This window comes from Bacillus sp. CFBP9009 (genome assembly GCF_036541465.1).
Lineage (GTDB): Bacteria > Bacillota > Bacilli > Bacillales > DSM-1321 > Peribacillus.
Genome location: NZ_JAZHFU010000012.1, coordinates 84,938 through 106,844, shown reverse-complemented (window position 1 = coordinate 106,844; position 21,907 = coordinate 84,938). Strand labels below are relative to the sequence as shown.

The 21,907-nt window shown below is 40.0% G+C and carries 21 protein-coding genes and 1 riboswitch; of the genes, 17 read left to right on the top strand and 4 right to left on the bottom strand.

Features of this window, described 5'->3' with window-relative positions:
• The first annotated feature begins 50 nt into the window (after nucleotides 1-50).
• The 5 genes from V3595_RS21870 to V3595_RS21850 all read left to right on the top strand — a co-directional run bounded on the left by V3595_RS21870 (nucleotide 51) and on the right by V3595_RS21850 (nucleotide 3,862).
• Nucleotides 51-611, top strand: coding sequence for an NADPH-dependent FMN reductase (locus tag V3595_RS21870; RefSeq protein WP_485909521.1), 561 nt, complete (start codon nucleotides 51-53; stop codon nucleotides 609-611).
• A 100-nt stretch (nucleotides 612-711) separates the two neighbouring features.
• A complete protein-coding gene (locus V3595_RS21865) occupies nucleotides 712-1,017 on the top strand; it encodes a hypothetical protein (RefSeq protein WP_485909519.1) in 306 nt (101 codons plus the stop codon).
• Between the two features lie 37 nt (nucleotides 1,018-1,054).
• The gene (locus V3595_RS21860) at nucleotides 1,055-2,497 is read left to right on the top strand and encodes an aldehyde dehydrogenase family protein (protein WP_485909517.1); all 1,443 of its coding nucleotides are present in this window, start codon (nucleotides 1,055-1,057) and stop codon (nucleotides 2,495-2,497) included.
• 13 nt (nucleotides 2,498-2,510) lie between these two features.
• On the top strand, nucleotides 2,511-2,765 hold the full coding sequence (locus V3595_RS21855; protein ID WP_485909515.1) for a YciI family protein: 255 nt from the start codon (nucleotides 2,511-2,513) through the stop codon (nucleotides 2,763-2,765).
• Between the two features lie 644 nt (nucleotides 2,766-3,409).
• Complete coding sequence (locus tag V3595_RS21850) at nucleotides 3,410-3,862, top strand: helix-turn-helix domain-containing protein (protein WP_485909513.1); 453 nt, start codon at nucleotides 3,410-3,412, stop codon at nucleotides 3,860-3,862.
• A 141-nt stretch (nucleotides 3,863-4,003) separates the two neighbouring features.
• On the opposite strand, the gene V3595_RS21845 is transcribed toward V3595_RS21850, so the two are convergent.
• The gene (locus V3595_RS21845) at nucleotides 4,004-4,360 is read right to left on the bottom strand and encodes a hydrolase (RefSeq protein WP_485909511.1); all 357 of its coding nucleotides are present in this window, start codon (nucleotides 4,358-4,360) and stop codon (nucleotides 4,004-4,006) included.
• Nucleotides 4,361-4,549: 189 nt separating this feature from the next.
• Between V3595_RS21845 and V3595_RS21840 the strand changes: the two genes are divergently transcribed.
• The 8 genes from V3595_RS21840 to V3595_RS21805 all read left to right on the top strand — a co-directional run bounded on the left by V3595_RS21840 (nucleotide 4,550) and on the right by V3595_RS21805 (nucleotide 12,872).
• A complete protein-coding gene (locus tag V3595_RS21840) occupies nucleotides 4,550-5,239 on the top strand; it encodes a hypothetical protein (protein ID WP_485909509.1) in 690 nt (229 codons plus the stop codon).
• Nucleotides 5,240-5,435: 196 nt separating this feature from the next.
• Nucleotides 5,436-6,671 carry a S1C family serine protease gene (locus tag V3595_RS21835; RefSeq protein WP_485909507.1) on the top strand — a complete coding sequence of 412 codons (1,236 nt, stop codon included), beginning with the start codon at nucleotides 5,436-5,438 and terminating at the stop codon, nucleotides 6,669-6,671.
• Nucleotides 6,672-6,925: 254 nt separating this feature from the next.
• A complete protein-coding gene (locus tag V3595_RS21830; protein ID WP_485909505.1) occupies nucleotides 6,926-7,240 on the top strand; it encodes a hypothetical protein in 315 nt (104 codons plus the stop codon).
• A gap of 1,058 nt (nucleotides 7,241-8,298) precedes the next feature.
• A complete protein-coding gene (gene qoxA, locus V3595_RS21825; RefSeq protein WP_485909503.1) occupies nucleotides 8,299-9,228 on the top strand; it encodes a cytochrome aa3 quinol oxidase subunit II in 930 nt (309 codons plus the stop codon).
• Nucleotides 9,229-9,298: 70 nt separating this feature from the next.
• Nucleotides 9,299-11,245 carry a cytochrome aa3 quinol oxidase subunit I gene (gene qoxB / locus V3595_RS21820; protein WP_101224932.1) on the top strand — a complete coding sequence of 649 codons (1,947 nt, stop codon included), beginning with the start codon at nucleotides 9,299-9,301 and terminating at the stop codon, nucleotides 11,243-11,245.
• Nucleotides 11,245-11,841 carry a cytochrome aa3 quinol oxidase subunit III gene (qoxC, locus tag V3595_RS21815; protein WP_048684979.1) on the top strand — a complete coding sequence of 199 codons (597 nt, stop codon included), beginning with the start codon at nucleotides 11,245-11,247 and terminating at the stop codon, nucleotides 11,839-11,841. The genes qoxB and qoxC overlap by 1 nt, the downstream gene beginning before the upstream one ends.
• Before the next feature lies 1 nt (nucleotide 11,842).
• On the top strand, nucleotides 11,843-12,127 hold the full coding sequence (qoxD, locus tag V3595_RS21810) for a cytochrome aa3 quinol oxidase subunit IV (RefSeq protein ID WP_048684982.1): 285 nt from the start codon (nucleotides 11,843-11,845) through the stop codon (nucleotides 12,125-12,127).
• 295 nt (nucleotides 12,128-12,422) lie between these two features.
• Nucleotides 12,423-12,872 carry a YfmQ family protein gene (locus V3595_RS21805; protein ID WP_485909500.1) on the top strand — a complete coding sequence of 150 codons (450 nt, stop codon included), beginning with the start codon at nucleotides 12,423-12,425 and terminating at the stop codon, nucleotides 12,870-12,872.
• A 667-nt stretch (nucleotides 12,873-13,539) separates the two neighbouring features.
• Here V3595_RS21805 and V3595_RS21800 read toward each other — a convergent pair.
• Both V3595_RS21800 and V3595_RS21795 read right to left on the bottom strand, forming a co-directional pair.
• A complete protein-coding gene (locus tag V3595_RS21800) occupies nucleotides 13,540-13,824 on the bottom strand; it encodes a BA3454 family stress response protein (RefSeq protein WP_485909498.1) in 285 nt (94 codons plus the stop codon).
• 129 nt (nucleotides 13,825-13,953) lie between these two features.
• Nucleotides 13,954-14,790: an EamA family transporter gene (locus V3595_RS21795; RefSeq protein WP_485909496.1), complete on the bottom strand. Its 837-nt coding sequence runs from the start codon at nucleotides 14,788-14,790 to the stop codon at nucleotides 13,954-13,956.
• A 153-nt stretch (nucleotides 14,791-14,943) separates the two neighbouring features.
• A riboswitch (PreQ1 riboswitch) is annotated at nucleotides 14,944-14,989 on the top strand.
• A gap of 104 nt (nucleotides 14,990-15,093) precedes the next feature.
• Here V3595_RS21795 and queF point away from each other — a divergent pair.
• The gene (gene queF, locus V3595_RS21790; protein WP_034305880.1) at nucleotides 15,094-15,594 is read left to right on the top strand and encodes a preQ(1) synthase; all 501 of its coding nucleotides are present in this window, start codon (nucleotides 15,094-15,096) and stop codon (nucleotides 15,592-15,594) included.
• Between the two features lie 204 nt (nucleotides 15,595-15,798).
• Nucleotides 15,799-17,145 carry an aspartate kinase gene (locus tag V3595_RS21785; RefSeq protein WP_137017865.1) on the top strand — a complete coding sequence of 449 codons (1,347 nt, stop codon included), beginning with the start codon at nucleotides 15,799-15,801 and terminating at the stop codon, nucleotides 17,143-17,145.
• 221 nt (nucleotides 17,146-17,366) lie between these two features.
• On the opposite strand, the gene V3595_RS21780 is transcribed toward V3595_RS21785, so the two are convergent.
• Nucleotides 17,367-17,927, bottom strand: a complete 561-nt coding sequence (locus V3595_RS21780) for a nitroreductase family protein (protein WP_485909493.1) — start codon at nucleotides 17,925-17,927, stop codon at nucleotides 17,367-17,369.
• Nucleotides 17,928-18,374: 447 nt separating this feature from the next.
• Here V3595_RS21780 and V3595_RS21775 point away from each other — a divergent pair, with 447 nt between their 5' ends.
• Both V3595_RS21775 and V3595_RS21770 read left to right on the top strand, forming a co-directional pair.
• Nucleotides 18,375-20,123 (top strand): ABC transporter ATP-binding protein, encoded by a 1,749-nt coding sequence (locus tag V3595_RS21775; protein ID WP_485909491.1) that lies wholly within the window; start codon nucleotides 18,375-18,377, stop codon nucleotides 20,121-20,123.
• On the top strand, nucleotides 20,023-21,888 hold the full coding sequence (locus V3595_RS21770) for an ABC transporter ATP-binding protein (RefSeq protein ID WP_485909489.1): 1,866 nt from the start codon (nucleotides 20,023-20,025) through the stop codon (nucleotides 21,886-21,888). Before V3595_RS21775 ends, V3595_RS21770 begins: the two co-directional genes overlap by 101 nt.
• The last annotated feature ends 19 nt before the right edge of the window (nucleotides 21,889-21,907 follow it).

Sequence of the window (21,907 nt, the reverse complement as noted above, 5' to 3'; positions counted from 1 at the left end):
TTTTGGGTAGACGCTTTTATCGTAGGGTTTTAATAAGGAGGAAAAGTGAAATGAAATTACTGGGGATTTCAGGAACGATAATAGGAACGAAGACGAAAGTTGTTATTGAAAAGGTTTTAGAGGAAGTTAAGAATAACCATCCTGATATAGAAGTCGAATTGCTTGATTTGAAAAAGTATGATGTTCAATTTTGTGATGGCCGTAATCCGTCAACATACACTGGAGATACGAAAAAAGTAATTGATATCGTTACCTCAGCAGACTTTTACATTATAGGAACTCCAATATTCCAAGGGTCAATTACAGGAGCTCTTAAAAACTTATTTGATTTAATCCCCCCGAAGGATTTCCGTAATAAAGTAATGGGGCTAGTGGCTACCGGTGGAACCTACCAGCATTATTTAGTCATTGAAAATCAGCTGAAACCTATAGCCAGCTATTTCCGTGCATTTGTTGCACCTGGCTCTGTTTATGCTCATAACGACCATTTCAATTCACAAAACGAACTGGTTGATGAGGAAGTTTTGGAACGTATTTCAATGCTGAGTGAAGAAATCGTTTTTATGCAAAAAGCACTGAAAAGTACTAAACCAGAGCACCAATTAAGCTAAAAGATAGTAGATTTAGGAAATGAAAAAACTCCAGCTGATAAATCGTTTTGGAATTGAGTACATTTCAATTAGCAGAGCTAAGTAGCAAGGAGGGGACAAATTGCTATTAGATGTAGAAGAGATAATAAACTTAACTGATTTATCCTTTATTAGAGTTTGTAATGAACAGTATGGGATTAATAGAGGAGTTTATAATACCATCGATGCTTGGTTTTATAAGCAAGGAATTAGTAACATTCTAGAAAGGCGCAATAGTATATTGTATTTTCTTGAATTTATTAAGCGAAGTTCCGAGAGTGAAAATAATCACTGTAAATTTGGTCACGGTGGCTTAACGACAAAATTAGAAGAGTATTATTTTTCAAGAATGGAATCGACTGTTTCAAAAATTGCCTCTAATCTTTAGATGAAGCACTTACAAAGAGTGAAGGGTGGCTGAGAACATGACAATCATAGATAAAGTAGAAAAAAAACATTTACTAATTAAAGGGGAATGGGTGGAGGCGAAGGAGTATAGTCCGCTTCGTTCTCCTTATTCAGGAGAAGTCATAGCTGAAATCCCCCTGGCCACTGACGAAGAAACCGACCAAGCTATTGAAGCGGCGCAAAAAGCTGCTAAGGTGATGGCAAAAATGCCAGCCCATCAACGTGCGAAAATCCTGGAAACATTGGCCCATCTTCTTGAGGAGCGCGCAGATGAAGCCGCCCAAATCATATCTATTGAATCAGCAAAGCCGGTTACAACCGCTAAGGGCGAGGTGGCGCGAACAATTGAAACCTACAAGTTTGCCGCTGAAGAAGCAAAACGAATTCATGGAGAAACGCTTTCGCTGGATGCCGCCCAAGGCGGCGAAAACCGACTCGGTTACACTGTACGTGAACCGATTGGAGTGATTGGGGCCATAACACCTTTCAATTTCCCCATGAATCTAGTCGCTCATAAAGTAGGTCCTGCTATCGCCGCAGGAAATACAATTGTATTGAAGCCAGCAAGCCAAACGCCTTTATCCTCTCTGTTCCTCGGAGAATTATTACAGGAAGCTGGATTGCCTGCAGGAGCATTAAATGTTGTCACAGGTGGAGGAAGAGTGGTTGGAGACAAGTTGGTCACTGATTCTAAAGTAAGTATGATTACTTTTACCGGCAGCCCAGGAGTCGGAATTGGCATCCGCAACAAAGCCGGATTGAAACGAGTGACGCTGGAGCTGGGATCCAATGCAGCTGTCATCATTGACAGGGGTGTGGATATCGATAAGATCATTTCTCGTTGTGTGACGGGAGCATTTTCCAATCAGGGACAAGTATGTATTTCTTTGCAAAGGGTTTATGCTCATGAAGAAATCTACGATCGCTTTGTTGAAAAGTTTATAGAAGCAACCAAACTATTAAAATTAGGTGATCCGCTTGATCCAGAAACGGATGTTTCCGCTTTGATCTCCCCAAATGATGTTGAAAGAAGCCTCAATTGGATTGATGAGGCGAAACAAGGTGGAGCCAAGATTGCAACAGGTGGAATAGCGGAAGGCAATATCCTTCATCCGACCGTCATATTGGATGCAGATACTCACACAAAGGTATCTTGTCAAGAAGTGTTCGCCCCAATCGTTTTGATTAACAAAGTGCAATCAGTAGAACAAGCTATTGATTTGGTGAATGATTCAATATATGGCCTGCAGGCAGGGATTTATACGAATGATGTAAGTACAGCACTGGATGCAGCGGAAAATTTACAAGTTGGTGGAGTCATGATCAACGACATTCCGACATTCCGTGTGGATAATATGCCGTACGGTGGAGTGAAGGAAAGTGGAACTGGACGTGAAGGATTAAAATATGCAGTTGAAGAAATGACAGAAATGAAGCTGGTTGTCTGGAACCGAAATTAGGGGGTGGAAAAGCATGGCTTATTATGCAGCAATTTTACATATGATTGATGCTGAAAAAAATATAGAAGTGCGTCCACATCATATCGAGTATTTAAACGAACTTGATTGTAGAGGGAAGGTTTTTGCAAGAGGCCCTTTTGCGGATGGCTCAGGCGGCTTGGTTGTCTATATTGCAGACACATTTGAAGAAGCACTCTCTTTAGCGGAAAATGATCCTCACGTTGTACATAAAGTGCGGAGATTCGAATTAAAAGAATGGAACATTTAATAATGAAACGTTATGATTGCGTGTCAATGCAATGAATATATACCGGGAGCTGGAGACAGTTCCTTCATTATAGGGAGGGTTGCCGAGGCAACCTTTTTTTATGTGCAAATCAAATCGATAACGAAAAGGTAAAGTTATACCAAAAGTAAGTAACGATAATAATCAGACCTTACTACCCTTTTATAACTGCCAGTTGTTATATTGTGAAAGTATTAGTGCAAAAAAAATCAAAGAGCGAAATAAAAAAATGCTTCGTGTAGTTAAACAGGCAGGAAAAAATAGGTTTAAAAGTCTTGTCTATACAAGGCTTTTTTTGAATTAAGGTCAATTATGTGATAGCAAGATGGCTTATTAAGTTGAAAAATTATAGAATTGAGTAGCTGCTTAACTGGCTAGCGAAGACCCGGGGACGCTTGCTTTGACGAGGCTTGGAAGGCGGAAAGGCAGCGGTTTTCTGAAATCAACTGGATTTTTTTAAAATTTTAACTTTCTACAGCAGTTCCGGAAAATTAATCTGATTCCCTTGATATATCAAGGCTTTCTTCGGTGTCACCCATAAGTTGCATAGTAATGCGCTTATTACTATCTTTACTTTGCATAATTCATCTCACAATACTAGGAGTAGGAAAGGCGATGAACTCATTATGATTTTTAGCGAACGATTAAAAAAAGAACGGGAAAAAAGAAATTGGTCACAAAATGATCTAGCAGAGAAGATTCATGTGAGTCGCCAATCTGTGTCCAAATGGGAAACGGGAAAAAATTATCCAAGTATTGAAGTACTCATTAATTTAAGTGATTTATTTCAAATTACGGTAGATGAATTATTAAGGAGTGACGATGAATTGAAAGAAAAAATAATAAGGGAAAGTAAGCAGTTAGCATTTCCAAAAAGGAAAATGTTTTTTGATATCGTATTATTAATAGGAGCATTTTTGTTAGTGTCTAAATTAATTATTTTTGGTCTTAATAAATTTGCCGGCACCGATATTACCATTTTAAAAAGCATGCCAGTTGTATCGAATTTTTTACCATTAGCTTTGATGGTTATTGGCGGTATTGGTTCAGATTATTTGAAGGATAAATATGTAGATTGAAAGAACTCTGCTTATAAAACTGATTAATGAATCACAAAATGGAATCTTGTATTTCCCTTTTATTGGGGGCAGGAAAACTTTTTGATTAAACTTAATTATAAAAGAACAGAACCTTTGAATTTCAGGTTCTGTTTCTATTTCCTATTTGAACTTTTGCACTTCTTCTTGTCCCTCGAATTTGTTATCTTTCAATATGCCGATTTCTTCAATATGGTTTCGTGCCGTTTCATCCCCTAATTTATAAATGAGGGCATAAAGCCTTTTCATGGCTGCATCGTATTTATCATTTGCCCGGTCATGATGATAAAGAAGGTAGGGCACATGTGAACGGGCATATGCCTCCAGGTCATCTGTCCGGTGTTCCTCCAAGCATTGTTTCAATTCTGCAAGTTCCTCATCAGTTGCGTGTACAGTGAAGCTTGGATTCTCTTCAAGTTTTTGTCCGAGTAAGTCGCCGCTGACCAAATCGACATGATAGGTCTGTTTTTCCTGCATCATTCTGCGCATCATCCTTTCAAGCGTTTAGCTATTCTGTACCACTATTTGTAAAAAGTTAATCATCAATGTAAACATTTCCTTAATGAAAAAGATAGGAAATAGAGGTATCGGATTTCTTATCAAATGGTATAAGATGAATTTACAGAATAATATGGAAAATCAAGGAGTGATATAGTGAAGAGGTCAATCATGGTTATTTTTTTGGTGTTGATTGCTTCAGGCTGCGTAACAAGGAATTATGATTCCAATATGGATTTAGGGAAAAGTCAGTTGAATGAGGAAAATTATTTAGAAGCCCACGAGGCATTTGAATTAGCTTATAAAGAAGCAAAAACACCGGAAGCAAGGGAGTTAATGGATCTTTCAGGTTTTCTGGCGAGTGGAATGAAGAAATACGACGAACAGGATTTTGATTCGGCCAAAAGCGATTTTGAAGAAGCGACCGCATATAAAGCAAAATACCGGGAAGGTAAACTAATGGTTTCAAAGGCGGTGGAAATGCAACCGGTATCAGACTCCGCCACGATAGAAGCAGTAGAGGGAAATGACGAGGCGGAGCCGGCGGAGGAAGCAACTGTGGACGGAACCAATGGATCCAAAGTAGAAGATGAGGCGGCAACGGATACAATAGGCAAAGAAGAGAGCAAGGCTTCGGTTAGTACATTAAGTAAATCTCAGGCAGAGAAGCTTGTGATGGATTATGTGGACATGGAAAATTTTCCGAATTTGAATATCGAATATGATCATGATGCCGAAAAGGGAGATTACATTTTTCATGTTTTCGAGGTGTATGAACCTAGTCAGAAAAGTGGCCACAAAATCACTTGGGGCTGGTATGGAGTGAATAAGAAGACTAAAGAAGTTTATGAAGTCTTGTAGGATAACTGTATGGTCGAATTGAAGGCCCCTGTTGAGGCCTTTTTATTTTGCAGAGCAGCAAAATACAGGATTCGATATAATTTTATACTTTTTGTAAAAATGTCGTCCTATTCTTTATTTCTTAAGAATTTTTTAATATTTCCTGTTTATGATTGAGTCAAGTAAAGGACAAAGGACAATCATAGGAGGGATAAAGATGGAGAATTATAATGGTGATGAGCAAGTCAGAGTGAAGGCAGAACGGAAAAAGGGTAAGTCTCTTTGGCTAACTAGCCTTGTTTCCGGAACGGTTGCTGCTATGGTTACATCGTCTGTATTTCTATTTGGCGGGGACTTTATAGATCAAGAGAATAGTTCAGTGAATGAGTCAACCGAAACGGCAGGTGTACAGCAAACGGAAAGTGTTGAAAAAGATAAAAGTGTCACGGCGGAAAAGTTATCGACGAGTACGGATTCAAATGATAGGGCAGAGATGGTCGAATCAGCATCCAAATCGATTGTCGGGGTCGTGAATTTACAGGAGATGCAAAACCAGAACCCGTACCAGCGGCAAAGCACGGAGAGCGAAACGGTTGAGAGCGGCACTGGTTCAGGGGTCATTTACAAAAAAGCTGGTGGGAAAGCCTATATCATCACGAACAATCATGTTATTGAAGGAGCTAAGGAAGTCGAAATTTCATTGTATGATGGACAAAAGACAACGGCAGCTGTTGTCGGGGCTGATGCTTTGACGGACTTAGCGGTTTTGACAATTGATGCCTCGATGGCACCTGAGGGAATTAAATTCGGGAATTCCGATAGCATGCGTCCAGGTGAAGAAGTATTGGCAATTGGCAATCCTCTTGGACTTGATTTTTCACGATCGGTTACACAAGGGATCGTCAGTGCGACCGGACGCTCCATTTCAGTCGATACATCGGACGGGGAGTGGGAACTTGATGTCCTTCAAACAGATGCAGCGATCAACCCCGGCAACAGCGGCGGTGCATTGATCAACACCGCTGGGGAAGTGATCGGGATAAACAGTTTGAAGATTTCCGAAAATGGTGTGGAAGGCTTAGGGTTTGCCATACCAAGTAATGATGTGATTCCAATTGTTACGGAACTGATTAAAAATGGAAAAATCACGCGGCCATATTTAGGAGTCAGCTTGGCCAGTATAGAAGAACTACCGCAATATTACCTTCAAAATGTTCCAGAATCTGCTAAATCCGGCGTAATGGTGACGAGTATAGAGGCGGGCTCGGCTGCGGCGAATGGAGGGCTTATGCAACAGGATATCATCGTTGAGATTGATGGAACGAAAATTGATACCGCGGCAGCATTAAGGAAATACTTATATTCAGATAAGAAGATCGGCGATAAAGTAAAGGTTAAATTATATCGAGGCACTGAAGAGAAAACGGTAACGATCACCTTGCAAAAACCATAGAAAGAGTAAAGGCCCCTGGTTATTATCAGGGGTCTTATATTGGAGTTTTTTAATAGTATACAGTAGGTTAATATCGGAAAAATAGATAGTGTATTTGCACTGTTTTTGCAGTTTGTTCATATAGTCTTGAATACCTAAAAGTGAATGGTGGCGTCTTCTATTTGTCAAGGTTTTCATCGTGGATATGTTAAAAAATAGAAAAGATTTGACAAATTTGTGAAATGTCATAAAATAGAAAGAAAGGGGATGAAATTATGGAAGCTAATCAGAAGATGTTAGATGCAGTGAAATGGGTATCGGGCACAGGGTGTGTAATCGGAATTATTATTTTTGCTTTAAGTTTCTTTGTAAGCGATTACAATAAGGATTATATATTTACCGCTGTTGGAATCGCCATCACATTAAGCGCAGCTGCCATTTTTCTAGTTGGTATATTTTTTGTCCTGACAGAAGAAATGGTAATGAATACACATAAAGGCGAAAGAATTGAACCGGAAACGACTAAAATCATAAAAATGAAAACAAAGGCTAAATCTCCAACAAAAAGAAGTACAGAATTCAGTAACTAAAACGAGGAATATAGTGCAATATACTGTTTTTCTAAACAAAACTAGTTGTTCTTTTGCCTAACTTGCTGAATTTGAGTCAACTTGATCTCATTTAGTGAATGCGCTTTCATTTTATGTGTTATCAGAATCGAACTCCCAATTTGTTACGTTTTAATTCAATACAATATACTGCACTCGTCATTGCCAAACACACGATGTGCTTGACATCCAAACCAACTGCCTGCACGCCAGGAAATTCTCACTTACATTTTAAACTATATCCACGAGAAAAGGACACTTTTAAGAAGTCCTTTTTTTGTGGATTTTTTTCTATGTAATTTTAATTGATAATTCAAAAGGGATACAGGTATCAATATGGGGTTATTGGTCAGTGGGTTTTGCTAAAGGCAGATTTGATAGAACTACCAAACCTGAATTACTTCTACCACGACTATTGCTAAACGGCTGTTTAAAAATAATGACAGGGCATAAGGATTGCGAAAGAACCCAATTTCATTTCAAACTCGTTGTTTCCTTATATATATATAATATTGACCTGTGTTGGATCATAAGAGTATTGAAGCATGGAGACAACATCGTGTTTAATGTGTCTACCATTTACCAACCTCCATGGCCGAGTGAAAAAAATCCGTTTTAAATAATGTTTTCTAACGATAAATACTTAATTGACAGGGTAGGTAATATAATTCATAATCTTTAAGAGTTTTGAGGCAATATACACGGTGAATATAATGTGAAATTTTTATTTCATTATATTAGAGTAATATTAAACGGAAAGAGGATCGGTAATATATGCAATCCTGTACTGATAAGTGAATTTTCATAGGCAAGATTATGAAACATTTATTATATTTCATTTGCTGAAGATTTTCGAACATTTCAGTTCATTTACCATCTTCTTACTGCTCTTTAATGAACTTTATGTGACAGATGTCACTTTGTATTGTCTTTTTTTAGACTTGGGATTAATATTGGTATGTCGGGGTTTGTGAACATGGTAACACTTTGTCCGAATAATTACCAATTGGAATTTTATTATGTAAGAAAGGGGTAGTACTATGAAAATAAAATGGGCTCTATTAACTATACTTTTTACTATTGCCACTGTGCTAACCGGTTGCGATAACCCATTAATGGTCTTGGACCCTAAAGGGCCAGTAGCTGCAACACAAGCAGATGTTATTATGATTTCGATATGGACAATGGCCTTTGTCGTCCTTGTCGTTATGGTACTGTATATCTTCATGATAATGAAATATCGTGCTTCCAAACAACGTGATGATTATGAACCGCCTCATATTGAAGGAAGTAAGGTTCTTGAAATAATTTGGGTTGCGATCCCAATTCTAATCGTCGCTTTCCTATCCGTTGTTACTGTTAAAACAACAAATGAAGTTGAGGCAACACCTAAAGGATACGGTGATCAAGAACCTTTAATTATTTACGCTTCATCTTCCAACTGGAAATGGCATTTTAGTTATCCGGAAGAAGATATCGAAACAGTCAACTATCTGTTTTTACCTACTAACCGACCAATTGAATTTAAACTTTACTCATACGGTCCAATCTCAAGTTTCTGGATTCCGCAACTTGGAGGACAAAAATACGCGATGTCGGACATGGTTAATACGTTGCACTTAGCAGCTGATGTACCAGGAGAGTATATGGGTCGAAATTCAAACTTCAGTGGTTCAGGTTTTGCTCAGCAAACTTTCAACGTTAATGTACTGTCTGCAGAAGAATACGATAAGTGGGTAGATGAAATTAAAGCTACTGCTAAACCGATTACTGAGGAAAAATTCAATGAATTATTAAAACCTGGTCATGTGGGACAATCCACTTACACGGGAACTCACTTAGAGTTTTCCCCAGCTCCTGAAGGGGAAAATGCTGGTCATGACCACGGATCTTCTGATACGGAAGAAACTGATTCCAAGGATTCACACGAGGAACATTCAGAACACAGCAACATGAATCATGATCACTAAGAATTAATTTCGTATAAAACAACTAGGTTTACAAGATAAGGAATATTTTCCTGAAAGGAGTCACAAAAGTATGGATTACTTTGATCGATTTGCCGTACCTCATCCAAGTCCTGCGATTTATGCATCCATGGTTGCCATTGGTTTAACCATGATTGCGGTTGTTGCCGGAATTACCTATTTTAAAAAATGGGGTTACTTATGGCGTGAGTGGTTAACAACGGTTGACCATAAACGTATTGGTATCATGTACATCTTGGCAGCACTGCTTATGCTCTTCCGTGGTGGCGTGGATGCTCTTATGATGCGTGCTCAAACGGCTATTCCAGATAACGGTCTTTTGGATGGACAGCATTATAATGAGGTATTTACAACACACGGGGTCGTCATGATCCTGTTCATGGCTATGCCATTTATCATTGGGTTAATGAACATTGTCACACCATTGCAAATTGGAGCGCGTGACGTAGCATTCCCACGTCTGAATGCAGTAAGCTTCTGGTTATTCTTCATGGGGGCAATGCTATTTAACATCTCTTTCGTAGTCGGTGGTTCTCCTGATGCAGGTTGGACATCTTACTTCCCGCTGGCAAGTAACGATTTCAGTGAATCAGTAGGTTCTAACTATTACGCGATTGCAATTCAAATAGCTGGTATCGGTACATTACTGACTGGTATCAACTTTATCGTAACAATCTTGAAAATGAGAGCACCTGGCATGAACTTAATGAAAATGCCAATGTTCACATGGTCTATCTTGATCACAAACTTCATTATCGTTTTCGCTTTCCCTGTATTGACAGTGGCACTTGCGTTGATGACAATGGATCGTCTATTCGGAACTCAGTTCTTTACAATGGCCAATGGCGGTAGCGATATGCTTTGGGCGAACTTGTTCTGGGTTTGGGGACATCCTGAAGTTTATATAGTAATTCTTCCAGCTTTCGGTATTTACAGTGAAATCATTTCGACATTTGCACGTCGTAACCTGTACGGGTATAATTCGATGGTTATCTCCATGGTAGCTATTTCTACTCTATCTTTCATTGTATGGGCTCACCATTTCTATACAATGGGTCACGGTGCAATGGTTAATGGTATCTTCTCGATTACCACGATGGCAATTGCCGTCCCGACTGGTGTTAAGATTTTCAACTGGTTGTTCACACTTTGGAAAGGTAAAATCGTTTTTACCGTTCCGATGCTATACTCTTTAGCTTTCATTCCGATTTTCACGCTCGGTGGGGTAACAGGGGTTATGCTTGCAATGGCAAGTGCTGACTACCAATACCATAATACAATGTTCTTAGTAGCTCACTTCCACTACGTTTTAATCCCTGGTACTGTATTTGCCGTACTTGCTGGTTTCACGTACTGGTGGCCAAAAATGTTCGGTTTCATGTTGAGCGAAAAAATTGGGAAATGGTCGTTCTGGTTCATTACAATCGGCTTTAATGTAACATTCTTCCCGATGTTCATCACTGGTTTAGATGGGCAGGCACGTCGTATGTATACGTACTCTGAATCAACAGGGTATGGTCCATTGAATATGCTCTCTTTCGTTGGAGCGATTGGCTTGGCAATAGGTTTTGCACTTATTGTGTACAATATCTATTGGAGCACTCGTTATGCGTCAAGAAATATTTCAAACGATCCATGGGATGCACGTTCTCTAGAGTGGGCTACACATACACCAATCCCTGAATATAACTTTGCAATTGTGCCAACAGTTGATTCTACAGAAGCTTTCTGGGATTCAAAGAAAAAAGGCTTTAAGTTATTTGGCGGTAAAGTAGAAAAGATCCATATGCCAAATAACAGTGGTGTGCCGTTTATCATGAGCTGTATCTTCTTCGTTTGGGGCTTTGCGATGGTATTCAGCATGTGGATCATTGCAATCATTGCAACGATCGGTATCTTTGCTTGTATGATTCACCGTTCATTCGAAAAAGATCACGGACGTTATATCTCTGTTGAAGAGATCGAAGAAACTGAAAATAAATTGCGAGGTGCTAAGTAATGAAAATAGATAACTCGCTGCCACTAGAATATAGCACGGAAGAAAATCGCTTAAAGATTTTTGGATTCTGGATTTTCCTAGGAGCAGAAATAGCTCTTTTCGCTACACTGTTCGCCACTTATTTTGTATTAGTTGACGGAACTGGAAATGGTCCAACAGGGGAACATCTTTTTAAACTCCCAACCCTGATGTTTCAAACAATCTTTCTTTTAACTAGTAGTTTTACCATAGGTCTTGGAATCAATGCAATGAGACTTGGCAGACAGAAAGCAACGATTGGTTTCTTCATTATCACCCTTATTCTTGGTTTAGGCTTCTTGGGAGTCGAAATTTATGAATTCGTGGAGTATGTACATGAAGGAGCAACCATTCAAACAAGTGCTTTCTTATCTAGTTTGTTTACATTACTAGGTACGCATGGAGCTCACGTTACACTTGGTTTATTCTGGGGAACCTTCATCATCATGCAGATCAAAAAGCGCGGTATGACTCCAGAAACAACAAACAAGGCTTTCATCTTTTCACTTTACTGGCATTTCTTAGACGTTGTCTGGATTTTCATCTTCAGTTTCGTCTACCTGAAAGGAATGATGTAATATGAAAGAATTATTCCCACGGGGCCAAGTTATGGGATTTGCATTTTCTCTAGTCCTGACTTTGGTCGCACTATCAGTTATTATGTTTGATCTCTCACTAAAAATGGCTATGATCATCCTTCTTGTTACAGCTTTCATGCAAGCTGCACTGCAATTAGTTATGTTCATGCACGCAGGTGAGTCTGAAGATAAAGCATCGATTTACACAAACGTTTATTACGGATTGTTCGTTGCATTGGTTACAATTTTCGGTACAATGCTAACAATGATTTGGGGATATCAATAATCGATTCCGGAAAAGCTGGGCGTCTTGATGACGCCCAGTTTTTTTGTATTTTAATAAATATAAATTCTTATACCGATCCATGGAAATTTGTTAAGAAGGATGTGGATGAAACCATTTTGTTTAGTATAACCATTTCGGAACATTATATTTATAAAGGGGAAATTGCATTTAAATACAATGTTTTACCAAAGTAAAACGTTAATAGAACGGACACATCTTCTAAGAAAAACTGCCAGCCCTATTGATATAATAAGTTATATAAGAATTAATTTATAAATGTAGCGGAGATGATGAATTGACATTGCCGGTTTTGATTTTGACAATTATCTTAAGTTTGTTAAAAATATTGGTTTCCTGTCTTCCAACCGATGCTGTTAATTGGATTATCAGCAAATTTAAAATACACTCAGAAATTAGTGGCGGGAATGCGATCGTATCCTTTGACGGAAAACGTTTGGAAGGTGAAGAAAAAATTCAAGTTATTAATCATTTTAATAACGCCAGGTTTTTGAAGAAAAATCATATATTCCCGGGTAACGAGCAATTGTTTTTACATCCAGAGGACAGTGGGACTCCATTAGTCATTGATACTAAAAAAGGCAAAATTGATGTTAAGTTATTTGTGTACATTTACAATGACCGCGTGGATGTAATTAAACAGTACAAGAAGAAAGTCATTTCTTATAGTCTGTTTTCCGATAGCCTCCAAGAACGTTCCATGCCATTAATAAGAAATTTAGTTTAAGAACAGTAAATTGGTCTCAGTTTGTAAACAAAAGGGTTCTGTATTAAATTAAAAACAAAGTTGATTGGAACGGTGTGTGCGAGACCCTTGCGGGGAAAGCGCGTCCTGGGGAGACCTCGCAGGCGCAAAGTGAGTGCCAGGAGAGGAAATAAACGATTGAATTTAACAAACCCTCAACAAAAACTGTAGGAAAATCAATTATTAGCTTGTTTGTAGACAAAAGGGGTTCTATCTAAATTTTAAAACAAGTTGATTGGAACGGAGGGTACGAGACTCCTGCGGGAAAAGCGCGTCCAAGGGAGACCCCACAGGCGCCAAGAGCGCCGAGGAGGCTCCCGGACCGCCCGCGGAAAGCGAGTGCCTGGAGTGGAAATTAACGGTTAAATTGTCTACAGCTGAGACGGTCCTTTAAAAGATCGTCTTTTTTATAAGTCTTTTATTGTATAATCCCATTTCATTTAGGTGCTTTTTTCATTAAAGAAAAATTTTAAATTACTTGTTATTCAGAGGTTAACGTACACAAACTGACGACTGAATTTTAGTGTCTTTGTGTTTTTTAGTAGGAGGGAATTGCTGCAAGAGGGTCTTTAATAGTGCATATGAAAAATATTTTGGATATTATTTAATGGTAATAAAAAAGCAGGTATCTATTGCGATGCCTGCCTTCTTACGCTTTCCATTGTTTTTCAACTTGATGAAGGGCTTGTTGTAAAATTACTTCATGATCTGTACCCGGTTTAGCAAGGACGTTAGTTTGATAAGATTTTCCTTGGAAATCAACTGTTACTGTAACTTTTACCATTATGCATCTTTCCTTTCTTGATTCCGAATTAAATGAGGTGGTTGTACCTATTTCTTTAATACCCGTGGCAGAGGATTTTTCAAACATTTCAAAAGCTGTAAAATCTAAAGAATTAATAAAAGCTGTAAAATCTAAAGAATTAATATTCAAAATTATCTGATATTTTTAAGGATGTGTCAACATTTTTTTTTTTTTTGACCTACCCCATTTCCCGTTTAAATAAAAAACGACCTGGCTTGTACACATGACAGCCAGGTTGTTTTTGTAAACGAACTATATTCATATTTTAGTTAAAATAATACCGATTAATGCTGCAAAAACACCGGCAATTTGATAGGTTTTTAGTTTTTCCTTGAATAAATAACATCCAGCGAATACGACAACTAAACAGTTAAGGCTGACGACAGGAAAAATGATGCTTGCGATCCCGGTGTTCAATGCAAAGAAATAACATCCATAGCCTATCATGCTTAAAAAACCTACTAAGGAACCGATTTTGACTTCCTTTAGCTTGATTTTTTCTTTTTTAAAGGCCAGAGCCGAAAGAAGATAAAGCATTCCTCCTCCATACATTGATACTAAGATATCAAGGGAGTTTAAATGAAGACGTGTTGATGTCGTCATTAGAATTCCGAGCACACCAAATGATAAGATGGAGAATAATGTGTGCATGATCCAAGGGACATATTGATGGTTACCTTTGGCGTTAGGTGTATACTGGATAACTAATGTAGCGAGAAACATGCAGACTATTCCACTCCACTGCAAGGAAGAAATATGTTCGTGAAAAATTAAAGCTGCACAGAGTATGGGGAATATTGCATTCGCTGCGATTAATGGTGATGTCAAGCTTGCCGGCCCTTTTTCAAAGGCGCTTGCCATCTGGATGTTACCATTAGCGTTCAGTACACCAATTGCTGCACCAAGCATGATGGACAGCCAGTTCAGCTGCAAACCATCCATAAATACTCCATAAACAATGGACAAAATAAAAGCTGAAAAATAAAAGAAAAATTGGATATGGATCTTGGAATAGCCTTTTCCGCTGCTCCATTTGAAAATGCTGTTATTGATTCCGAAACATAAGCTGGTGATGAGTGCTGCAAAAATCCACATGTGTATATTCTCTTCTTTCTGATAGGTTGAACTGCTTTTTCCATTTTAAACTGAATATATAAAGGAATCAAACCCAATTTAAGAGAGTTGCATTGACAGATTGACTATTTTTTTTTATATTTACTAAGACAATTTTAAAATATTTCCCGATAAACGGGAGAGGTTCATAGCATCACCCTCTTAAAAAAACTATGGCTTTGATATTTTTCGCGAATCAACCATATCTTTGAGGAGATATGGTTTTTGTTATATAGAGGCCCATTTTATGAATCTCCCTGAAACGTGGGATTAGGAGGACTTTTAATGTCTGGAAGAAAAGAAGAAGAATTAAAAAAAGATATCACTCTGCTTGGGAATCAAGGAACAAAATATACATTCGACTATGCGCCTGAAATCCTTGAGTCATTCGATAACAAGCATCCGAACCGGGATTATTTCGTCAAATTCAATTGCCCGGAATTCACTAGCTTATGTCCGATAACGGGCCAGCCGGACTTTGCTACCATTTACATCAGCTATATTCCCAGTGTGAAAATGGTGGAAAGCAAGTCTTTGAAACTTTATTTATTCAGCTTCCGCAATCACGGTGATTTCCATGAAGACTGCATGAACATCATCATGAATGATTTAATCGAATTGATGGATCCTAAATATATTGAAGTCTGGGGCAAGTTTACACCTAGGGGCGGAATTTCCATCGACCCTTACACGAATTATGGGAAACCAGGTACGAAGTATGAGGAAATGGCGAATTACCGCTTGATGAACCATGACTTATACCCGGAAACCGTGGATAATCGCTAAAGAATAGGAGAGACAATGGGCATATGCCCGTTGTCTTTTTCTTTGTTATTAGCCATTCTTGATCAGTCGTCCTGATGAATTGTCCTTTTTGAAAATACAAATGTCCTCCTATAACGGAATTCCCACTTGATTGTTTCGAGAAAAAGCGTAATAATAGGGAGAGTTGATTTTGACAGAATATTTACGAAAATAGGGGATGTCGAGATGAAAGTTGCAAAGTTTGGTGGAAGTTCACTTGCGTCAGGTGAACAGTTGAGGAAGGTATTCGAAATTGTTGTTTCTGATCCAGAGAGAAAGATTGTAGTTGTTTCGGCTCCAGGGAAACGCAATTCCGATGATATAAAGGTGACGGATTTATTGATTGAAGCTGCGGAACAGCAGCTGCGCGGGGATAACGGAGAGCATTTGATAGAAGATGTCGTATCCCGCTATGCGAGCATTGCTGAAGAGCTGGATATATCCGAGAGTGTCATCACTGGGATTCATGAAAATTTAATGGCACTGCTGCATGCAGACCAAACTAACCCGAAGCGTTATCTGGATGCCTTGAAGGCCAGCGGCGAGGATAATAATGCGAAGCTGGTCGCAGGTTATTTCCAAAGCCGTGGTGTAGAGGCACAGTATATAAATCCAAAGAAGGCCGGCTTGATCGTAACGGATGAAGGTGGATTTACCAAGGTGCTGCCAGAGTCTTATGATCGGTTATATGCTCTGCGTGATGAGCCTGGAATCGTAGTATTCCCAGGGTTCTTCGGTTATACGTTAGATGGTGATGTGTTAACCTTCTCAAGAAGCGGTTCCGATATTACTGGTTCGATTCTTGCGAATGGGGTCAAAGCTGATTTGTATGAGAACTTTACGGACGTGGATGCCGTTTATGCGGTGAATCCAAATGTGGTTTCCAATCCGAAGGGAATCCGGGAATTAACCTATCGTGAGATGCGTGAGCTTTCTTATGCCGGCTTCTCGGTATTTCATGATGAGGCGCTGATTCCTGCATTCCGTGCGGGAATACCTGTCCATATCCAGAATACGAACAATCCGGCGGCACAAGGGACCCGCATTGTGAATACACGGGATAATACGAACGGGCCCGTTATTGGGATTGCGAGCGATAAAGGATTTTGCAGCATTTACATTAGCAAATATCTGATGAACCGGGAAGTTGGTTTTGGCCGGAAACTGCTGCACATCCTTGAAGATTATGGAGTTTCATATGAGCATATTCCATCAGGCATCGATGATGTGACGCTAATTCTAAGGCAGGACCAGATGAAAGGTGAAGCCGAGAAGAAAATCATTTCCCGAATCAAGAAAGAGCTCCATGCCGATGAAGTGAATGTGGAGCATGATCTTGCCTTGATCATGGTTGTAGGGGAAGGAATGCGTCATAATGTCGGTACAACGGCAAGGGCTTCAAAAGCCTTGGCCGAAGCGAAGGTGAATATTGAGATGATCAACCAGGGCTCTTCGGAGGTAAGCATGATGTTCGGTGTGAAAGGGCACAACGAAGAGACGGCGATTCAGGCATTATATCACGAGTTCTTTTGAGTATGGGCGTTTAGGGACCTCCTTGAAATGAACTGCACCCCCATTGTTAGACATCATCTAACAATGGGGGTGCAGTTTTCCTATAAAAGTGAATAATTTATGTAATTATCTTTAAGGGATTATGATAACCGGAATGCAACATTTCCCCGCTAATCATTGTGTTGCTCATAAACTATAAAAGGAAAGCCTCCAATCTTCTATTTGGAGGCTTTCCTTTTATGTTAATCCATAATGGTCAGGAGTTGATCGATCGCGTTCCTTGGACGCGGGGCAGGGATCATATCGGGATAGCCAACGTGAAGGCTGCCGACGATCTTCTCGCCAGGTTTCACGCCTAATGCTTCACGAAACTCCATGCTGTGTATCATGCCGTATGTTTCCCATATCATCCCGATTCCCTGTTCCCAGGCAAGCAGGCTGAAATTCTGGATCAAGGCACTTGTAGCCGCATAATCTTCTTCACGTGTCATGGGATTCGGATTCTCTTCCATGATCACTGTGACAAACATCGGTACACCTATAAGTTTATTATATCCTCGCTGTCCGGCTGCTTTTTTCTTTTCGGGGTCCTTCTCTTTGCCTTCCATGAATGCACGGGTTGCTTCTGCGAGTTTTAAGCGGCTATCACCCTGCACCACGACGAAGCGCCACGGTTGGGTCATTTTATGGTTCGGTGCCCATGTTGAAGTTTCCAATAATGATTGGATGGTATCAATAGGAACAGGAATGTCCTTAAATCGTTTGATGCTGCGCCGTTCTTTAATGATATCTTCTAGTTTCATGATCATCCTGCTCCTTTAATCATATATGTAAGTTTAATAGTTGAAAAAAATAATCCCCGGCTGCCTAATATGCTTCCAACGTGAATAAATTACTTGAATAAAGAGGGGGCAATATTCTAGTGACTTGCATTCGCTAATGAGCATATAATTTTACTAGGCACAGAGAAGCCGGGGCGACATTGTATCTATGTACAATATCAAAAGGGTACGATAAGAGAATATCGTAATTGCTTATCAAATTTCAGAGATCGATAATGAAATTGAAAATCATTATCAATTAGAATTTTCGCTTATTTCCTGTTATTTGTCAAGGGTATTTATAAAAAAAAATCAAGATATTTACCAATCTCTTAAAACAGTTAAATTCTTTTAAAAAATCTGTATAAAAATGTATAATGAGAGGATGAAAAGATGCTATCTACATATGAAGAATCGAAGGTGTCATAGATGAAAAAATTGTCCTCATTTCTTAAGCCGTACTGGCTTTTGATCATTCTTGCTTTATCCTTAATGATTGTCGAGCTCGGGGTAGAGCTGTTACAACCTTTATTTATAGCAAAAATAATTGATGATGGCATTTTGCAGAAAGATTTATCGGTGGTGATTAAATGGGGAAGTGTCATGGTTGGGCTTTCCGTTTTTTCATTTCTTGGCGGAATCGTTAATTCCTTTACGGCATCACATGTAAGTCAAAGCTTTGGACATGATGTCAGGAAAAGCCTTTTTGGTAAAATACAGGCGTTTTCTTTTGCGAATTTGAATAATATCCCGACTTCCTCGTTGATAACAAGGATGACAAATGATGTGACCCAACTTCAAAATACGGTTTTTATGGGCTTGCGTATCATGGCGAGGGCGCCATTGATCGTAATCGGCGGAGCGATAATGGCTATTGCGGTCGATTTGAAACTATCACTTGTTTTGGTCATTTCAATTCCGGTTCTTGTTTTCTTCCTGAGATGGGTTATGAAACGAGCAGCCAAGCTGTTTAAGCTCGTACAGAAAAAACTCGATAATGTCAATGGTGTCATGAGGGAAAACCTGATAGGCATGCGCTTGATCAAGGCTTTTCTTCGTAAGGAGCATGAAATCGGCCGATTTGACGATGCGAATGAAGAGTTGAAAAGAAAGACCGTGACTTCACTTCGTCTAATAGAAACGACGATGCCTGTACTGATGCTGGTCATGAATGTGGCGATTCTGATCATTCTCTGGCTTGGAAGCGAATTTATAACAACTGGAGATATACAGGTAGGGGAAGTTGTGGCAATTGTAAACTATGCCACAAGGATTGCGGCATCTCTTTCCGTTTTTTCATGGCTGATCATGGTCATTTCCCGTGCGAAGGCTTCAGCGGAGCGTGTGACGGAAATATTTGAAACCCCGATAGATATTGATGAAGGTAAGGCGGAAAGCAAGAGTGGGTCCGTCAATGGGGGAGGCATCAAGTTTTTGGATGTATCTTTCCGCTATCCTGGAACCGATACGCCGATATTGAAAAACCTGACCTTCTCTATCGATCCGGGAGAAACGCTTGCCATCTTAGGAGCGACAGGATCAGGGAAAACATCTCTGTTTCAGCTGATTCCGAGATTATACGAAGTTGAAAGCGGCTCCATTCAAATTGATGACCAGGATCTGAAAGATATCCCCCTGAATTCGCTGCGGAAAAGGATCGGCTATGTACCGCAAGAGGCGCTGCTTTTTTCAGGAACCATAAAAAATAATGTCGCTTGGGGAAAAGAAGGTGCCTCGATGGAGGAAATCATGGCAGCGGCCAAGCATGCTCAGGTGCATGAGACCGTAATGAAACTTCCGGAGCAATATGAAACTCAGTTAGGGCAAAAAGGAGTGAATCTGTCCGGGGGGCAAAAACAGCGCTTATCGATCGCAAGAGCATTGGTGCGCAGACCGAAGATTCTCCTTCTGGATGATAGTACGAGTGCGCTGGATTTGAAAACGGAAAGTAAATTGCTTGCCGCTTTAAAGGACTATACATGCACAACGCTCATCATTACACAAAAAATCAGTACAGCCATGGAGGCGGACAAAATCTTGTTGCTGGAAAGCGGTCAAGTCCTTGCGCTGGGGAAACATGAGGATTTGCTTCAAACAAGCGATCTTTATCGAAAAATCGTTCACTCACAGTTTGGGGAGGAGGGGATTTCGCTTGAGTCAAAGAATATCTCCCGATAAGGCAAAGTCTAAACCGGTCAACTCCTGGAATACGATAAAAAGGATCATTCCCTACTTAGCAACGAATAAAAGCCTGCTATTTTGTGTCCTTTTCATGGTGCTGATAAGCTCGGTTTTGGGATTGCTTGGCCCCTTTCTTGTTGGGATGGCCATTGATGATTATATTGTCACAAGAGATAGCGGGGGGCTGATCAGCCTTCTTTTCGGACTTCTCGGAGTCTATATATTCTATTCCCTATCCATGTGGCTTCAGAATTATTGGATGATCGGAATCGCGCAGGATACGGTTTATGAAATGCGCAATCAATTATTCAAAAAGCTTCACCAGCTGTCCATCCCCTTTTTTGACCGGCGCCAGCATGGGGAATTGATGAGTAGGGTCACGAATGATATAGAAAATGTCAGTTCCACTTTGAATAGTTCCGTCATCCAGATTTTTTCAAGTGTGCTGACACTGGTCGGGACGATCGGAGTCATGCTGTATTTGAGCCCTTTATTAACTGTTTTAACCTTATTCATCGTTCCTCTTATGTTCTTCGGTCTGAGGTGGATAACGAACCGGACGGGAAAGCTGTTTAAACAACAGCAGAAGAACCTTGGGGAGCTGAATGGGTTTATAGAAGAAACGATTTCCGGACAACGGATCGTAAAGGCTTTTTCACAGGAAGATAAAGTGATCCGGGATTTTATCATCCGGAGTGAAAACTTGAAGAAAGCCGGCTTCCTATCACAATCATACTCTGGTCTGATTCCAAAACTGATGAATTTACTGAACAACTTAAGTTTTACCGTAATAGCTGCTGTCGGCGGGTTTTTGGCGCTGAGTGGCATAGGAACGGTTTCCATCGGGGTAATTGTCATCTTCACCGAGTATTCAAGGCAATTCACCCGTCCGCTCAATGACCTGGCTAACCAATTCAATACATTCCTCTCAGCTGTTGCCGGTGCGGAGCGGGTTTTCGCCATACTTGATGAAGAAGAAGAGGAAGTGGATGAGAAGCAAGCCTCTGAACTTCGCGATATCCGCGGTGAGGTGGTCTTTGAGGGTGTTTCCTTTTCGTATAATGATGAGGAGCAAACGATATATGATGTTAATTTCCATGCGGAAAAAGGGGAGACCGTCGCGCTTGTAGGTCCCACTGGGGCCGGTAAGACCACGATCATTAATCTTCTTGCCCGTTTTTACGAGCCGAACAGCGGCCGGATAATGATTGATGGCCAGGATATCCAACAGGTGACGAGGTCCAGTCTCCGTAAGCATATGGGCTTCGTTTTACAGGATTCCTTCTTGTTTCAAGGTACGATTCGTGAAAATATCCGCTACGGACGACTGGAGGCGGAAGATGAAGAAGTGGTGAATGCAGCCAAGCTTGCCAATGCCCATTCCTTTATCATGAAACTGCCAGATCGATATGATACCATCTTGAATCAAGAGGGCAGTGGAATAAGTCAGGGGCAGCGCCAGCTATTATCGATTGCCAGGGCTATTTTAGCCGATCCCGTTCTATTGATTTTGGATGAAGCGACAAGTAGCATAGATACGATTACCGAACTTAAAATCCAGGAAGCATTACACCGCTTGATGGAGGGAAGGACAAGTTTTGTCATTGCCCACAGATTGAATACAATTCAGCAAAGTGATCAAATCCTTGTACTTGATGAAGGAAGGGTCATTGAAAAGGGATCCCATGATGAATTGTTGCGGCAGAAGTGTTTTTATTACGACCTATTTCGCAGTTCTTTAAGGGGAAATCAGATTGGATGAAGAAAGAATGTGTGCCGTC

Bases quoted from the DNA above. Each gene is read 5' to 3' on its own strand.
- V3595_RS21775 (WP_485909491.1), top strand. From the start codon at position 18,375: ATGAAAAAATTGTCCTCATTTCTTAAGCCGTACTGGCTTTTGATCATT.
- V3595_RS21840 (WP_485909509.1), top strand. From the start codon at position 4,550: ATGGTTATTTTTTTGGTGTTGATTGCTTCAGGCTGCGTAACAAGGAAT.
- V3595_RS21850 (WP_485909513.1), top strand. From the start codon at position 3,410: ATGATTTTTAGCGAACGATTAAAAAAAGAACGGGAAAAAAGAAATTGG.
- V3595_RS21795 (WP_485909496.1), bottom strand. From the start codon at position 14,790: ATGTGGATTTTTGCAGCACTCATCACCAGCTTATGTTTCGGAATCAAT.
- V3595_RS21845 (WP_485909511.1), bottom strand. From the start codon at position 4,360: ATGATGCAGGAAAAACAGACCTATCATGTCGATTTGGTCAGCGGCGAC.
- qoxB (WP_101224932.1), top strand. From the start codon at position 9,299: ATGGATTACTTTGATCGATTTGCCGTACCTCATCCAAGTCCTGCGATT.
- queF (WP_034305880.1), top strand. From the start codon at position 15,094: ATGTCTGGAAGAAAAGAAGAAGAATTAAAAAAAGATATCACTCTGCTT.
- V3595_RS21835 (WP_485909507.1), top strand. From the start codon at position 5,436: ATGGAGAATTATAATGGTGATGAGCAAGTCAGAGTGAAGGCAGAACGG.
- qoxD (WP_048684982.1), top strand. From the start codon at position 11,843: ATGAAAGAATTATTCCCACGGGGCCAAGTTATGGGATTTGCATTTTCT.
- V3595_RS21780 (WP_485909493.1), bottom strand. From the start codon at position 17,927: ATGAAACTAGAAGATATCATTAAAGAACGGCGCAGCATCAAACGATTT.
- V3595_RS21855 (WP_485909515.1), top strand. From the start codon at position 2,511: ATGGCTTATTATGCAGCAATTTTACATATGATTGATGCTGAAAAAAAT.
- qoxC (WP_048684979.1), top strand. From the start codon at position 11,245: ATGAAAATAGATAACTCGCTGCCACTAGAATATAGCACGGAAGAAAAT.
- V3595_RS21870 (WP_485909521.1), top strand. From the start codon at position 51: ATGAAATTACTGGGGATTTCAGGAACGATAATAGGAACGAAGACGAAA.
- V3595_RS21830 (WP_485909505.1), top strand. From the start codon at position 6,926: ATGGAAGCTAATCAGAAGATGTTAGATGCAGTGAAATGGGTATCGGGC.
- qoxA (WP_485909503.1), top strand. From the start codon at position 8,299: ATGAAAATAAAATGGGCTCTATTAACTATACTTTTTACTATTGCCACT.
- V3595_RS21785 (WP_137017865.1), top strand. From the start codon at position 15,799: ATGAAAGTTGCAAAGTTTGGTGGAAGTTCACTTGCGTCAGGTGAACAG.
- V3595_RS21770 (WP_485909489.1), top strand. From the start codon at position 20,023: ATGAGGATTTGCTTCAAACAAGCGATCTTTATCGAAAAATCGTTCACT.
- V3595_RS21860 (WP_485909517.1), top strand. From the start codon at position 1,055: ATGACAATCATAGATAAAGTAGAAAAAAAACATTTACTAATTAAAGGG.